This window comes from Bacillus sp. JKS001846 (genome assembly GCF_900176455.1).
GTDB lineage: Bacteria > Bacillota > Bacilli > Bacillales > Bacillaceae_G > Bacillus_A > Bacillus_A cereus.
Genome location: NZ_FWYG01000001.1, coordinates 963,969 through 977,764, shown reverse-complemented (window position 1 = coordinate 977,764; position 13,796 = coordinate 963,969). Strand labels below are relative to the sequence as shown.

The following is a 13,796-nucleotide window of genomic DNA, read 5'->3' as shown; positions in this document are numbered from 1 at the left end:
TCATTACCTCCTCGAGAGTAAACTTATAGTCCCTACAACACGCGCATTATAATTGTGTCTAAATTGTGACATTTTTATACTAATTCTATTTTATACCGCAAGTTCCTTCTTCTTTTTAATAAAAATACAGAATTTTCAATTTTATCAACATAAAAAAACGCAAAGAATTAAAAATTCTTCACGCTTTTCTTTAACGAAACTATATCGAAAGCATACCTCACATTAGTCTCCACTTTGTTGTTCTATCGTTTTTGAAACATCATATAATCCCGACAGCACTTCCGCTCTCATTTTTACAAGCTCAGGGAACTGATAGAAGAAAGCAATTTTTTTATATTTTAACTCTGTTCCTTCTTTCACCTTTTTTGAATCTTGTAAAATAAACGCTGTAAATGTATCTGCGATATCCTCCGTTACATTTGTTGTTCCATACAGCGATACAAAATCATCATGCTTTTCTTTATAAAATTCAATTTGTGCCTCTTCACTTTCTTCTACTTTCTTTTCTGTCCACTCTTGCTCAATTGGTTTCCAAAATTCATTATAAAATTGGTTAATATACGAAGTTTTTCTCGCACATCCATTTTTCAAGAACACCGTTTTACATTTATTTCGATATGATGAAATGTCTTTCTCTTCATCAAACGCCTCTAAATATTTCCTATCCACTGGTACTTGTTTATGCCCAATCGTTAATACGTGAGCCGTTTCATGAATTAATGTTTTCATCACTTCATCTATATTCACCCCAGAATCGAGCACGTCTAAACTAAGCAACCAATCTCTCGGGTCATCCATACTTGGCATGACATGGGCAACAACGCCGTCATAACCATCCGTTATTAAATCCAACCCTGTTATATTCTCACGATATTTCACTGGAATGAGAGTGCGATACATGTCCCATAACGTTTCATGATACTCTCTATCTTGCCGCTGGCTTAACAAATCATCTTTTGCTACTTTGTCATCTGCAAAAACTTTATTCAATCTCTTACGATCCAATTTCTCAAAATAAGGATCTACAATTTCATCATCATCGATATAATAAGAAGCTAAAAAGAAGTAATTGTCATCCTCTTCTTTTTTCTGTTCCGCCTCTTTCATATTCATACTTTCATACTCTTCTATGTCATAATCCTCTACTTTTTCAAGTTCTGAAAGTCCCTCTATCTTTTTATATACTTTTTGTAATGTTTTATCTCCTATTTGCGTGCACTCTTCTTCTGTTTTACAAATTTCTTTTTCATTCGTAACCTCGATAGCACTCTCGCATCCTGCAACTAAACTGCTTGCTATAATACAACACACTAACTTGCCATACAGTTTCTTCATACAATCCCCCATTATTCCATTCTACAAAATATCATAATCATTTTTTTACGAATATGCGATAATTAATTATAAAAACTGCAAGGAGGCTTCCCATGATTCGTGCAATCTTATTCGACTTAGATGGAACACTATTAGATCGGCGCCAATCTTTAGAACAATTTATTTGTGAGCAATATAATCGCTTCGCCTCACATTTGAAGAGCATAGAGAAATCAAAGTATTGTTCTCGATTTCTTGAACTCGATAATAATGGCTATACGTGGAAGGATAAAGTATATGCTACTCTCCTTTTCGAATACAACATTACTACTTTAACGCAAGAACAACTACTACACGACTATATTACAAACTTCCAACATCATTGTATTCCTTTCAAAAACACGCATGAACTACTTCAACAGTTAAAACAGCGAAACATTAAAATTGGTATTATTACAAATGGTTTTACTGAATTTCAGATGAGCAACCTTCGAGCACTACATATACATACGTATACAAACACCATTCTCGTTTCAGAAGCTGAAGGAATTAAAAAACCTCATCCTGAAATTTTCGAACGTGCTTTGCAAAGACTAGATGTGAAGGCAGAAGAATGTCTTTATGTTGGAGATCATCCAGAAAACGATGTGCTTGGTTCTGAACAAGTAGGGATTCTTGGTGTTTGGAAAAAAGATTCATTTTGGGGGAATTTTAAGCATTCACGTATCGTAGATGATTTGTTGGAGGTGCTTTCGTTTTTAGAGGTGGAGGTATCAACACAATAATAACAAATAAATTATATCAGCGATTTTCACAATATATCAATTCACCAACCAAAAGTAACAATAATAAGAGGAGGCGTTTTTCACAAACTGGTCATCTCCCTTTCAAGTAGACAGAAATAAAAAGAGTATTATGCCACGGCCTTTTCCCGATATTCTATCGGGGAAAGGCCGTGAAGTTTTTCTTGGAATCTTTCTGTATTATAAAATTGAATATATTCTTGAATTGCTCGGTAGGCCATTTCATATGTTTTTGGGCACACTAAATACAACTTCTCTGTTTTTAAATGTGAGAAGAATGATTCGATACACGCATTATCAAAACAGTTTCCACGTCTAGAATGACTACCGACAAATCCTAATTTCTCTAACTGTTTTGCGTAGGATTTAGATGTATATTGAAACCCTTGATCTGAATGGAAAAGGGGCTTAGTAGTTAATGACTTCCCTTCTAATTGACGTAATGTAGTTAAAACCAAATCTAAATCATTTCTTGAAGATAGCTTCCAGGCAACAATTTCATTGTTGTATAAATCTAACACAGCCGACAAATAGGCAAATTGTTCTCCGATTCGTACATAAGTAATATCTGTTACGAATTTTTGATTTTGCTTTTCAGCTTGAAACTCTCGATTCAAATGATTTTTAAATACCACAGATGTTTTTCTTCCATAAAACGGACGTTTTTTTCGAATGATAGATTGAATACCCAGCTCTCTCATAAGACGACGAACACGTTTATGATTCATTACCATTCCTTCTCGAGCCAAAGCACGAGTCATACGTTTATACCCATAGTAAGGGTGCTGACGATGAATAGATAAAATATGTTCTTTATGCCACATATCCCTTTTCTGACGTAAACGCTGCACGTTATGATATTTCCGCCATTTATAGTAGCCAGCCTTAGAAACTTCCGCGATTTGAAGCAACCATCGGAGTGGATAGGCTTGGCGTAATGAATCGATAAGAGAAAATCGTTCTTTCTTTAGGACCATTCCTTCCCGTGTAGATTTGGATTGCGCTTTTTTAAATACTCAACCTGTGCCTTCAAATAAGCATTTTCTTCTTCTAGACTATTAAAATTCTTTCGATTCCAGACACCACGTTGATCATCAAAGGACTCCCCTTGTTGCGCACGTTTTACCCACTCAATAATCTGGGCATCGCTCTTCACACCGAGTTGTTCACGAATTTCTCGCAATGATTTTCTCTCTTCTAATCGAAGACGAACTGCTTCTCGCTTTAGTTCTTCTGTATATTTTTGAAATGATTGTCCTTTTCTTGCCATAAAAAAATCCCCTCCAGATAAAACAGTATTGAGTCCATCATATCAGATGGACTCTTTTTTTACTGTCTACCTATAGGGGATAATACCAAACGCCTCCTCTTATTATTCATACACTGTAAACTGAGGTTTACTCGGATGATCTTTTACTAGCGCATCATCTGGAAACTTTGAAACTTTTTGATATACGGCAATGTCACCGATACAACCTCCTGTTAGTAGAATTCCTAAAAATGAGAGTGGCTCCAGATTCATAGCTAATCCCAATACAATTGGCAAAATTCCAGTTGGTAAAAACGGAAGCATTAACACTTTCTTCATTTGCTTTACTGTAACCGCCTGTTTAGAATGAGCATATGCAACACCTAATTTCCAATTAACGCCCCATTTTAGTTCACTCCACGGAACACCTCCGATATAGCGAAAGCCAATTAAATGTATCGCCTCATGAATACAAACGAGAACAATCATTGCGATAATAAAAAGAAACATCGTTAATAATGTAACTTCAACTTCAACTTGAACCCCACCTGAAAGAAATATATGCAAATAACCAATTCCAAACGACAAAGCAATTATTATAAAAAATAAAGAAAAGTTTAATTTAACCATCGAAACAGTAACAGTCGTTTCTTTTCTTTTATCCATCTTTCCCCTCCTAAAATGTAAATATATCTTTACAAAATTGTATAATATACCCAAAATAATATAAAGATATATTTACATTTATTCTTACATACAAAAAAAAGAAACCGGCTACTTTACTTCGTAAAACAGCCGATTTCTTCTATATGTTTCATCGTACGCGCTAATACGTCATCGCGCATTATAAAGCTAAATTTTCTATTCGTTTTAATGTTGTCCGGAATGTCTTTTAATAAAACAGACCCTTTCGTTTCTTCGTAATGCGTATGTTCTTCTACCGCACTAATTGTTGCAAAATAAATGTTTTTAATGATTATTTTGTCTTTTCCAGATACTTTGTATTGTCCTAAGTAAGTTAAATCAGAAACTATGCCGCCGGTTTCTTCATGAACCTCTCGAACTGCCGCTTCTTCCGGTGTTTCCCCTAGTTCTACTTTACCACCTGGAAATTCAAGACCGCGACGTAAATGATGCGTTAATAACCATTGATCCCCGTACCGGCATACAACCCAAACATGCTTTGGCTCAGGAGAAAATGGATAACGTTCAAACGATAATTGTACAGTGTTGTGGTAATAATCTTTAAATTTGTACATGCCATTACTCCCCTATTGATGGTTACAAGTTTTTCCTACCACAAATTGTAGCATATTCTCGCTTTTCTGCATAATATTATCCAATTACAATCCATTGATTATTCCCATTTGCGCGACTAATTCTTTCGTCTCATGATTTCCTAAATCGTAAATCATTTTATATGCTTTTTGTAGTTGTTCATCATATCGGTCATTATTTGAATCGTGATGATACTCAACAAATGGAACGTGGGAGCGTACAAATGACCCTAAATCTTCTACATATGCTTGATCAAAGTGCTCTCTTAATTCCGTAATTTCCTCATCATTTGCGGAAATCTCAAAATTATACGTATCCGCCGTCTTCACTTGTGAAATTTGACCATTTCCTATTGATATATAATATGTTTTTTTCGTCTCCATGTAACACCCTTCTTTCATCCTTTTATTTTCTATTGTTTTCATCAATTACAAAATTATGTAAAATAAAGAAAAGGAGGGATTTTATGTTCAAAATATTAATTATCGGTATTATCATCGTCCTAATCATCCTCGTACTCTCCATCATGACAATTAATAAAGGCTATGCTTATAAACATTCCGTCGATAAACTAGAAGACAATCCTTATACAAAAAAGAATAAGGAGAATTCCTAATATGCTTCGTATACTTCGCATCATAGTAGCACTCACTGTGATCGTTATGTCGGCAATTGGATTATATACAGGTCAAAATAATTTTTTACCTCTTTCACAATTTCTATTAGGGGCTTTAATGTTTCTCATCGCATTTGAACAAATAAAGAAAAAGGAATTAGCAACTGGATTTATTTGTATTATTGCCGGTGCTTTCATTTGGATAGTTCTCATTATTACCTACATAAAATAGAGGAGGTCTTTTATGCTAAAAGGGGGTCGGATTACTTTATCACTTATTGCCTTATCTATAGCAATCTATGGATTTTTTACTGGTAGTAGAGAAATAATGCCTTATATGTTCATCTTTTTAGGAGGTATGGCCCTCACCATAAGTTTAGAGGAAATATTAAAACGACAAACAGGAGGTAGTCTGCTCGCTCTACTAGCAGGGGCCGCTGCTTTATTTATTGGTTTCACAGAAATATTCTAGTAAATGGTCTAAAGGAGGCTATACAATGCTAACTCTAACTATATTACGGAGTTTTTTAGCATTTCTCATGCTTCTCTTACTCATTCTAAGCACTTATATCCATGTTACCGATAATTTTTCACTTCTCCCATACGTACAATTTATTCTCAGTTGTTTCTTTATTCTTCTAGGAATTAATGAATTGAAATCCGGACGAAAATCAATGAGTATCCCGTATTTTTTCGTTTCCAGTCTCATATTCTTCTTTTTAATATCAAACTACTTTCGTTATATGTAGAATGAAATTTTGACCAATTTAGCATTTATAATTATTTTCTCTCAGTAACTATTTCTTTCTACTTAAGGGGGATTCCATGTTAAAAAACATTCAAATTATAATCGCCACTATCGCTCTTTCTCTCGCCCTATTTAGCTTCTTTGCAAACTTCACTATTCTTTTACCTTACGTGTCTATCCTTTTAAGTATTATGTGTATCCTTTTTGGAATCGATGAAATAAAGAAGCAGCAAAAAGCGAAAGCATTTGTTTATTTTCTCTGTTCTGCCTTTATTTTATATGTTGGAGTATCTAATATATTTTCATACAAAAGAAGAGTATGGTCGCTCTTAGCACAATAAAAAAACTGCCCTTTCACAGGCAGTTTTTCTTTTTATCCAAAAACTTTCTCAAGTTCATCTTTATCTTGGCTTAACCAGAAGTTCATTAAGCGTTGTGCTCCTTCTAAGTCGTGAAGCTTCGCTTGACCACATTGCGTTTCATTTGCAGCCGGAATTTCTGTAATTTGAACCGCATCTTTTAATGTTAGTTCTAATAAATCAATGATTTCTCGTACTGTCGGTGTTCCGCTTACTACAAGATAATATCCTGTTTGGCAGCCCATCGGTGAAATATCGATAATATCAAAGTGCGGATAACGATCAATATATTTACGTAAATTAAATGCTAATAAATGCTCTAACGTATGAATAACATCTGGTTTCATTGCTTGTTTATTCGGTTGGCAGAAACGAATATCGAATTTATTTACAATACCGTCACTACCTACATTGTGAACTCCGCAATGTCTTACATAAGGTGCCTTTACAATCGTATGATCTAATTCAAAGCTTTCTACTGATGGCATACAACATCTCTCCCGCTTTTAATTTAATTCCGTTATATCCAATATGATATAACGGAAATGCACATTAGTAAAGTATTATGTACAGTCGTGCTATAATACTTTAAGAATATGCTGAAAAGGAGACCGTTATGAAACAGATTTTTATTGGGATTATACGCTTTTATCAAAAGTTCATTTCTCCGATGACGCCACCAACATGTCGTTTTTATCCAACTTGTTCTCATTACGGATTAGAGGCGTTTCAAAAACATGGTGCACTCAAAGGCTTTTGGCTTACTTGTAAGCGTATATTAAAATGTCACCCTTTCCACCCGGGAGGATTTGATCCTGTCCCAGATAAAAAGGATGACAAAGTAAATTCTTAATTGTCGTAACCATTCACAACTAAATCTAATTTTCCTGTATCAGGATCTATAACAAGACCGTGAACAGGTACTTCTTCCGGAAGTAATGGGTGGTTGCGAAGTACTGATACGCTATGTTCTACACTTTCTTCCACACTAGAGAAACCGCGCAAGAATTGTTCTAAATCGATTCCAGAATAACGAAGCATATCTAATTTCTCTTCTGTTATACCGCGTTCTTTCATTCTCTCAATCGTACTGCTTGCTTGAATTTTTGCCATACCACAATCATGGTGACCAACTACACATACTTCATCAGCGCCAAGTTCGTATACAGCGACTAAAATACTACGCATAATACTTCCAAATGGATGTGAAATAACAGCGCCTGCTACTTTAATAATTTTCACATCACCGTTACGCATATTCATCGCTTTCGGTAATAGTTCGACAAGTCGTGTATCCATACAAGAAATAATTACCATCTTTTTGTTTGGAAATTTCCCCGCTACAAACTCTTCATATTTTTTCTCTTCAACAAATTTCTCATTGTACTGCAAAATCTCTTCTAATGACTTCATAGTAAAGGACCCTCTTTTCTCTCGTTTACACTACATAAATAGTGTACCAAAATATGAAAAACTCAAAAAGGATATCGCTTTATAGTAAAAATAAGATATTTTCAGATAATCGACATAATTCTTTCAAAATATACACACATCTTTGTAACAAGTTTCACATACTTTAAACGTATTTTCACTATAAACTGATTGTAGATAATGTAAAAAAGGAGTGAATATTTATTATGTCCGACGTTCTGTTACTGAGTCGTTTTCAATTTGCAATTACTATTTTTTATCACTTTTTATTTGTACCTTTGACAATCGGACTTGTCATTTTAGTAGCATGTATGGAAACTCAATACGCCCGCACATTGAATCCAACATACCGTAAAATGGCAAATTTCTGGGGTAAATTATTTACAATTAACTTCGTAATGGGGATTATAACCGGGATTACGATGGAATTCCAATTTGGAACAAACTGGTCTGAGTACTCCAAATATATGGGAGACATTTTCGGATCACCTCTCGCAATCGAAGCACTCGTTGCCTTCTTCTTAGAATCTACTTTCATGGGAATATGGTTATTCGGTAAAGACAAAATTTCACCAAAGTTCCGTGCCTTCTGTATGTGGATGGTTGCACTTGGAACAAACATTTCCGCCCTTTGGATTATTACAGCAAACGGCTTTATGCAAAACCCTGTTGGATACGTCGTGCGTAACGGCCGCGCTGAATTAAATGATTTCTGGGCACTCGTTACGAATCCATACGCTTGGAACATGTTCTTCCATACTGTAGTTGGTTGTTATATCGTAGGTGCTTTCTTCGTTATGGCAATTAGTGCTTATCACTTATTACGTAAAAATGAAGTAGAATTCTTCAAAAAATCATTTAAGTTTGGTTTAATGTTAGGCTTATTCGCCGCAACAATTACACCGTTTATGGGACATCAATCTGGTGTATCAGCAGCTAAATATCAACCCGCAAAAGGTGCTGCGATGGAAGCAGTTTGGGAAACTGGAAAAGGACAAGGCTTCTCAATTGTTCAAATTCCTGATGTAAAAAATGAGAAGAACTTTGAATTCCTTACGATTCCAAAACTCGGAAGCTTCTTCTACACAAATTCATTTAATGGCGAAATTGTTGGTTTAAAAGATATTCCGAAAGATGAACGTCCAAATGTTAACCTCGTGTATTATAGCTTCCGCTTAATGGTTGCACTCGGCATGTTCTTTATGGCATTAACTTGGTATGGCTTCTATTTAAACCGAAAAGGAAAACTAGAAAACTCAAAACGTTATTTGAAAATTACAATATGGTCTGTCTTACTTCCTTATATCGCAATTAACGCAGGATGGATTGTCGCTGAAGTAGGTCGTCAACCATGGACAGTATATAAACTAATGCGTACAGCAGAATCTGTATCACCTATATCTGTCCCGCAAATTTGGTTCTCATTAATTAGTTTAATTTTATTCTACACTTTACTTTTAATCGCAGACGTATACTTAATGCTGAAGTTCGCGAAAAAAGGACCTGCCGCATTAGAAGAACCTGCTACTGAGGGAGGTGTAGCTCATGTCTCATGATATGCTTGCAATCATCTGGTTCGGTTTATGGGGCGTGATTTGGACAGTTTACTTCATTCTTGACGGGTATGCACTTGGTAACGGAATGATTTTTCCTTTCGTTACGAAAGACCGACAAGAACGAAATCAATTACAAGAAGCAATTGGCCCGTTCTGGGGCGGTAATGAAGTATGGTTAATTACAGCTGGTGGCGCAACATTTGCTGCCTTCCCAGTCACATATGCTAATATGTTTAGTTATTTATATACACCGTTATTCTTAGTATTACTTGCACTATTTGCTCGTGCCGCTGGACTGGAATTCATGCATAAAGATGATTCACCAATTTGGCAAAAAACTTGTAAATGGGCATTTGCAATTGGCAGTTTCCTAATCGCCTTCTTATTCGGTGTTACGTTCGCTAATCTTTATTACGGACTACAAATCGGAAAAAATGGCTATGAAGGAAATTTACTTAGCTTACTAAACCATTACGGTATATTAGGTGGTCTTTTCTTCACTGCTATATTTGTCGTATCCGGTGCCCTTTGGGTCATGATTAAAACGACTGGTGAAGTATCTGATCGTGCTTATAAAATCGCAAGACCATTTTCAATGGCAGCTGCTATTATTTTAGCTATCTTCTATGTAGCAACTGCTAATCGGACAAACTTATTCCAAAACTTTACGGAATATCCGGTACTATTCATTCTTCCAGTACTTGCAATGCTAATGAGTGTACTCGCACTTATTATGGTGTACAAACATAAAATTGGCCTTGCATTCACATTCGTTTGCCTAACAATCGCAATGTTTATGACAACTGGCTTTGCAGGTATGTTCCCAAGAATGTTACCATCTCGTATTAACGATGCATACAGTACAACGTTATATAACGCAGCTGGTAGTCAATTAAACTTAAAAATTATGTTCTTCGTTGCAATGGTTATGGTACCAATCGTTATTGGATATCAGCTTTGGAGCTACAGTATTTTTAAAAATAAAATTCATAAAGACTCTGCTAAAGGGTATCACTAAAGTAAAAAAAGACACTTCGTTTGAAGTGTCTTTTTTTGTACGTATGATTTTCGATAAGATGTTATATTTCTAATCTAACAACTATAATACAGAAGAATCATTAACAGCTCACAGCTAGAGTGTAACATACAACAAACATGTTACTTTATGCAATTTTGCATTTTAAAATTATAACGTTGATTGAATAACTTGATCATACGCATCATTATCCCTTACATCCGCCGTACTAATCCCGCTAAACGTTTGTACTTTCATTCCTGTATTTGATGATCCCGATCCATTATAAGCTTTCGTCTTTTCAATCGGCTGTACGTTATATTTATCCCCTACATTAATTGTTCCATTGCAGTTTTCAATAATAACACCTTCCACAACTGCCGGCATTTTGTCACCCACTTTCATTTCTTTACTTTTATTTTATGAAAATCGCCTAGAAAAATAGCATGTTTCAATAAGAAAAAGCACTCAATTTGAGTGCTTTTTCTTTAAGCATAAAGACAAGTTTGGAGACAGTTGACTTCTTCAAAATTTTATTAGGGGTAATATTTTGAAAAAGAAAGCCTTTCATATGTAGGTTAACACCACTGGAATATATAGTAAATTGATAATATTTATACGGAAGATTGCTAATGTTTAGTATAGATAGTTTACACTATGCTAACAGTGAAAACTATCTATACTAATAAAAAAAGGTGCCTTCAAAAAAGACACCTTTCAAAAACAGACACTATAAAACAGAATTATTTATTGTTATACGATTGTTAGATACAAAAAGTAGAGGGAAATGTTTGTATTAAATTCTGCTTTATAAAGTCTGTCTACAAATTATATTGTAATCCTCTTCATTTGAAAAAAAATATAATATGCACAATTGCATACAAAAAGAAAAAGCACTCTATTGAGTGCCTTTTCAACCATTTTACTTTTAATATATCGCTTTGAATATATTGTAACATATGTATCCATATATTTTATTGAGAAAATTCAAAATCCTTTTTCTTTCATTTTCACTTATAAAATCATGTAATATAAAAGGTATGTCAAATTCTTATACAAATTGAGGTGTACTATATTTATGATGTATTTCGGAATTATTCCTCTTATATTATTTATTATTTTTCTTATCTCATATTTAAAAGATCCGAGAAAAATAATAAACGGCTTTTTATTTAATTCCTTTGTCTGTTTTTTCCTTCTTTTTTGTGTGATTATATCTGTAAATTCAAGTAGTGATGTCCTACGCTATATTATAATTTTACCTATTTTAGCACTTCTTATTATGCTTCCTTTCGGTATTGTTGCTTTAATGTTTGGGCTATTTCTTAATGCTAGAATTTTAATGAAGCGAGAAGGAAGACGGTTCACTAACTGTTTAACACTCCTTGCTGCTTTAGGGATGTTATTCTTTATGTTACTCCCTATTATAAACCCAGCAAGTTTGGTCTCATCGCATTTAGAGCCTATTTTTGCAGCTATTTCTCTTATAAGCTTCTATTTCTTTATACACTTATCTAACTTCTTAAGCGCATATTTTTTATACCAATTCAACAGACCAAGACGTAATCAAGATTTCATCATCGTTCTTGGTAGCGGCTTAATTAATGATAAAGTACCACCATTACTTGCAAGCCGCATTAATAAAGCTATCGACTTCTATTGGAAACAAGCAGCTGTAAATACACCACCAACAATTATTTTCTCTGGTGGTCAAGGTCCAGATGAAGGTCTTCCAGAGGCAGAAGCAATGCAAAATTATGCTGTTGAAAAAGGAATTCCTCTTGAACATACGGTGCAAGAAAATCGCTCTGTAAACACATATCAAAATATGTTGTTCTCTAAAGAAATTATGGATTCTTTAAAACCTGAAGGTAAATATAAAAGTATTTTTACCACAAATAATTTCCACCTTTTCCGCGCTGGCATATACGCTAGACAAGCTGGTCTTAATAGCCAAGGAATCGGGTCAAAAACTGCATTTTATTACTGGCCTAACGCAATGATTCGCGAATATGTTGCGATTGTCGTAATGGGACGTAAGCGCCATATGAAAATATGTGGAACTATTTTAGGTTTCGCTTTATTCGTATCAATACTTAGTTTTATATTTTCTTAATAGCATCCCATCCTTTGAAAGGATGGGATTTCTTATACTGATTTCAAAAATATTTTAAAGATAATATGGTGATAATATTCCCTGCATACATCCATTAAAGGAGAATTTTTTCAAATTAAATGTTAAAATAAAATTTAGGTGTGAATGACGTAACAAATAAGAAACTAGTTTGAAACGAGGAAATTATATGGAGAAAATTATCAAAAACAAGCCCAATAAGCTAAAAATTGCTTCAAAAGCTTTGATGATTATTATTGGGGCATTTATCACAGCGTACGGATTAGAAGCAGTATTAATTCCAAATAACGTATCAGACGGTGGTGTGACTGGTTTAAGTATCGTTAGTTCAAGATTATTTGGATTGCCATTAGGAGCTCTAATCGCAGTTATTAACATTCCTTTCGTTTGGTTAGGGTATAAGCAAATCGGTAAAAGCTTTGCGATTTATTCTATTATCGGAATTGCTTCATTAGCAGTAGGTACCGTTGTCATGCACGGAATACCAGCTATTATTGAAGGCGATACATTATTAGTTACAGTTGTTGGTGGTATTATCATCGGTTTTGGTATGGGACTAGCATTACGTAACGGTGGGGCATTAGATGGAATCGATATGCTTGCTGTATTGCTTTCTCGTAAGTTACCATTTGGAACGAGTGACCTTATTTTATTCTTAAACATGTTCGTATTTATTTTCGTATCAACGGTATTCGGTCTTCAAGGAGCTATCCTTTCGGCAATTGCTTACTTTATCGCTTCGAAAGTGATTCATATCGTTGAAGTTGGTTTAAGTGGTTCAAAAGCATTTAAAATTATTACAAAAGAGCCTGAATTAATGGTAGAAACAATTCGCGATCGTTTAGGCCGAAGTGCAACATATAACGAAGTATACGGTGGTTATTCAAGAGAGAAATTCAAAGAAATTTCTTGCGTAATTAACCGTTTAGAAGAAAGTAAAATGAAAGAACTTATTAATGAAATCGATCCACACGCCTTTATTACAGTTTATGACGTAGCAGAAGTAAAAGGCGGTAATTTCAAGAAACGTGATATTCATTAATCGTTATGAAAAAGAGGGTGTGCCAAAATTTTGGCACACCCTCTTTTTATTATTAAGTTGCTATCGTTGTCAGTTTTTGTCGGTAAGTCGATATATTTCAATAATCGCTGATATATTTTGAGTTGTGGTCGATATATTCTAATAATCGCTGATATACTTTTACTTCCCCCCTTATGCCTAAATCGTACCAACTGAAAGGGATTAATTCCCATAACAAAAAAAGACCAAAAAGCAATTTACACTTTTCGGTC

General features: G+C 34.5%; 18 protein-coding genes. 10 read left to right on the top strand and 8 right to left on the bottom strand.

What is annotated here, in order from left to right; translation table 11 throughout:
• Nucleotides 1-222: 222 nt before the first annotated feature.
• Nucleotides 223-1,335 carry a hypothetical protein gene (locus B9A45_RS05315; protein ID WP_065702998.1) on the bottom strand — a complete coding sequence of 371 codons (1,113 nt, stop codon included), beginning with the start codon at nt 1,333-1,335 and terminating at the stop codon, nt 223-225.
• A gap of 92 nt (nt 1,336-1,427) precedes the next feature.
• On the opposite strand from B9A45_RS05315, the gene B9A45_RS05310 reads away from it, so the two are divergent.
• The gene (locus B9A45_RS05310; RefSeq protein ID WP_084063908.1) at nt 1,428-2,099 is read left to right on the top strand and encodes an HAD family hydrolase; all 672 of its coding nucleotides are present in this window, start codon (nt 1,428-1,430) and stop codon (nt 2,097-2,099) included.
• A 128-nt stretch (nt 2,100-2,227) separates the two neighbouring features.
• On the opposite strand, the gene B9A45_RS05305 is transcribed toward B9A45_RS05310, so the two are convergent.
• The 4 genes from B9A45_RS05305 to B9A45_RS05290 all read right to left on the bottom strand — a co-directional run bounded on the left by B9A45_RS05305 (nt 2,228) and on the right by B9A45_RS05290 (nt 5,027).
• Nucleotides 2,228-3,387, bottom strand: a protein-coding gene (locus B9A45_RS05305) for an IS3-like element ISBth8 family transposase (protein ID WP_087874946.1) whose coding sequence is annotated in 2 segments (ribosomal slippage) — nt 2,228-3,129 and nt 3,129-3,387 — 1,161 coding nt in all. Because the reading frame shifts where the segments join, the coding sequence is not laid out codon by codon here.
• A gap of 102 nt (nt 3,388-3,489) precedes the next feature.
• Nucleotides 3,490-4,032 (bottom strand): DUF3267 domain-containing protein, encoded by a 543-nt coding sequence (locus B9A45_RS05300; protein ID WP_084063907.1) that lies wholly within the window; start codon nt 4,030-4,032, stop codon nt 3,490-3,492.
• 113 nt (nt 4,033-4,145) lie between these two features.
• The gene (gene mutTA, locus B9A45_RS05295; RefSeq protein ID WP_000276385.1) at nt 4,146-4,625 is read right to left on the bottom strand and encodes an antimutator 8-oxo-(dGTP/GTP)ase; all 480 of its coding nucleotides are present in this window, start codon (nt 4,623-4,625) and stop codon (nt 4,146-4,148) included.
• Nucleotides 4,626-4,709: 84 nt separating this feature from the next.
• A complete protein-coding gene (locus B9A45_RS05290) occupies nt 4,710-5,027 on the bottom strand; it encodes a hypothetical protein (protein ID WP_000448409.1) in 318 nt (105 codons plus the stop codon).
• A gap of 83 nt (nt 5,028-5,110) precedes the next feature.
• Here B9A45_RS05290 and ytzI point away from each other — a divergent pair, with 83 nt between their 5' ends.
• The 4 genes from ytzI (at nt 5,111) to B9A45_RS05270 (ending at nt 6,349) form a co-directional block, all read left to right on the top strand.
• The gene (gene ytzI / locus B9A45_RS05285; RefSeq protein WP_000472791.1) at nt 5,111-5,260 is read left to right on the top strand and encodes a YtzI protein; all 150 of its coding nucleotides are present in this window, start codon (nt 5,111-5,113) and stop codon (nt 5,258-5,260) included.
• Nucleotide 5,261: 1 nt separating this feature from the next.
• Nucleotides 5,262-5,492: a DUF3953 domain-containing protein gene (locus B9A45_RS05280; protein ID WP_000944457.1), complete on the top strand. Its 231-nt coding sequence runs from the start codon at nt 5,262-5,264 to the stop codon at nt 5,490-5,492.
• A 12-nt stretch (nt 5,493-5,504) separates the two neighbouring features.
• Complete coding sequence (locus B9A45_RS05275; RefSeq protein WP_000911652.1) at nt 5,505-5,732, top strand: DUF3953 domain-containing protein; 228 nt, start codon at nt 5,505-5,507, stop codon at nt 5,730-5,732.
• A gap of 353 nt (nt 5,733-6,085) precedes the next feature.
• A complete protein-coding gene (locus B9A45_RS05270) occupies nt 6,086-6,349 on the top strand; it encodes a YczI family protein (RefSeq protein WP_053514591.1) in 264 nt (87 codons plus the stop codon).
• Nucleotides 6,350-6,381: 32 nt separating this feature from the next.
• On the opposite strand, the gene luxS is transcribed toward B9A45_RS05270, so the two are convergent.
• Nucleotides 6,382-6,855 carry an S-ribosylhomocysteine lyase LuxS gene (gene luxS, locus B9A45_RS05265; protein ID WP_001141371.1) on the bottom strand — a complete coding sequence of 158 codons (474 nt, stop codon included), beginning with the start codon at nt 6,853-6,855 and terminating at the stop codon, nt 6,382-6,384.
• Nucleotides 6,856-6,983: 128 nt separating this feature from the next.
• Here luxS and yidD point away from each other — a divergent pair, with 128 nt between their 5' ends.
• Nucleotides 6,984-7,220: a membrane protein insertion efficiency factor YidD gene (gene yidD, locus B9A45_RS05260; RefSeq protein WP_000809334.1), complete on the top strand. Its 237-nt coding sequence runs from the start codon at nt 6,984-6,986 to the stop codon at nt 7,218-7,220.
• On the opposite strand, the gene B9A45_RS05255 is transcribed toward yidD, so the two are convergent.
• Complete coding sequence (locus tag B9A45_RS05255; RefSeq protein ID WP_000838164.1) at nt 7,217-7,780, bottom strand: beta-class carbonic anhydrase; 564 nt, start codon at nt 7,778-7,780, stop codon at nt 7,217-7,219. The two genes, yidD and B9A45_RS05255, sit on opposite strands and share 4 nt — an antisense overlap.
• A 224-nt stretch (nt 7,781-8,004) precedes the next feature.
• Here B9A45_RS05255 and cydA point away from each other — a divergent pair, with 224 nt between their 5' ends.
• Together cydA and cydB are read left to right on the top strand one after the other, a co-directional pair.
• Nucleotides 8,005-9,354 (top strand): cytochrome ubiquinol oxidase subunit I, encoded by a 1,350-nt coding sequence (gene cydA, locus B9A45_RS05250; RefSeq protein WP_001286194.1) that lies wholly within the window; start codon nt 8,005-8,007, stop codon nt 9,352-9,354.
• Nucleotides 9,344-10,372 carry a cytochrome d ubiquinol oxidase subunit II gene (gene cydB, locus B9A45_RS05245; protein WP_000017662.1) on the top strand — a complete coding sequence of 343 codons (1,029 nt, stop codon included), beginning with the start codon at nt 9,344-9,346 and terminating at the stop codon, nt 10,370-10,372. The genes cydA and cydB overlap by 11 nt, the downstream gene beginning before the upstream one ends.
• 168 nt (nt 10,373-10,540) lie before the next feature.
• Here cydB and B9A45_RS05240 read toward each other — a convergent pair whose 3' ends face one another.
• Nucleotides 10,541-10,774 (bottom strand): spore germination protein, encoded by a 234-nt coding sequence (locus B9A45_RS05240; RefSeq protein ID WP_002062565.1) that lies wholly within the window; start codon nt 10,772-10,774, stop codon nt 10,541-10,543.
• A gap of 673 nt (nt 10,775-11,447) precedes the next feature.
• Between B9A45_RS05240 and B9A45_RS05235 the strand changes: the two genes are divergently transcribed.
• Nucleotides 11,448-12,485 carry a YdcF family protein gene (locus B9A45_RS05235; protein WP_000990101.1) on the top strand — a complete coding sequence of 346 codons (1,038 nt, stop codon included), beginning with the start codon at nt 11,448-11,450 and terminating at the stop codon, nt 12,483-12,485.
• A gap of 187 nt (nt 12,486-12,672) precedes the next feature.
• Entirely contained in the window at nt 12,673-13,545 is an 873-nt protein-coding gene (locus B9A45_RS05230; RefSeq protein ID WP_000411244.1) for a YitT family protein, read from the top strand.
• The last annotated feature ends 251 nt before the right edge of the window (nt 13,546-13,796 follow it).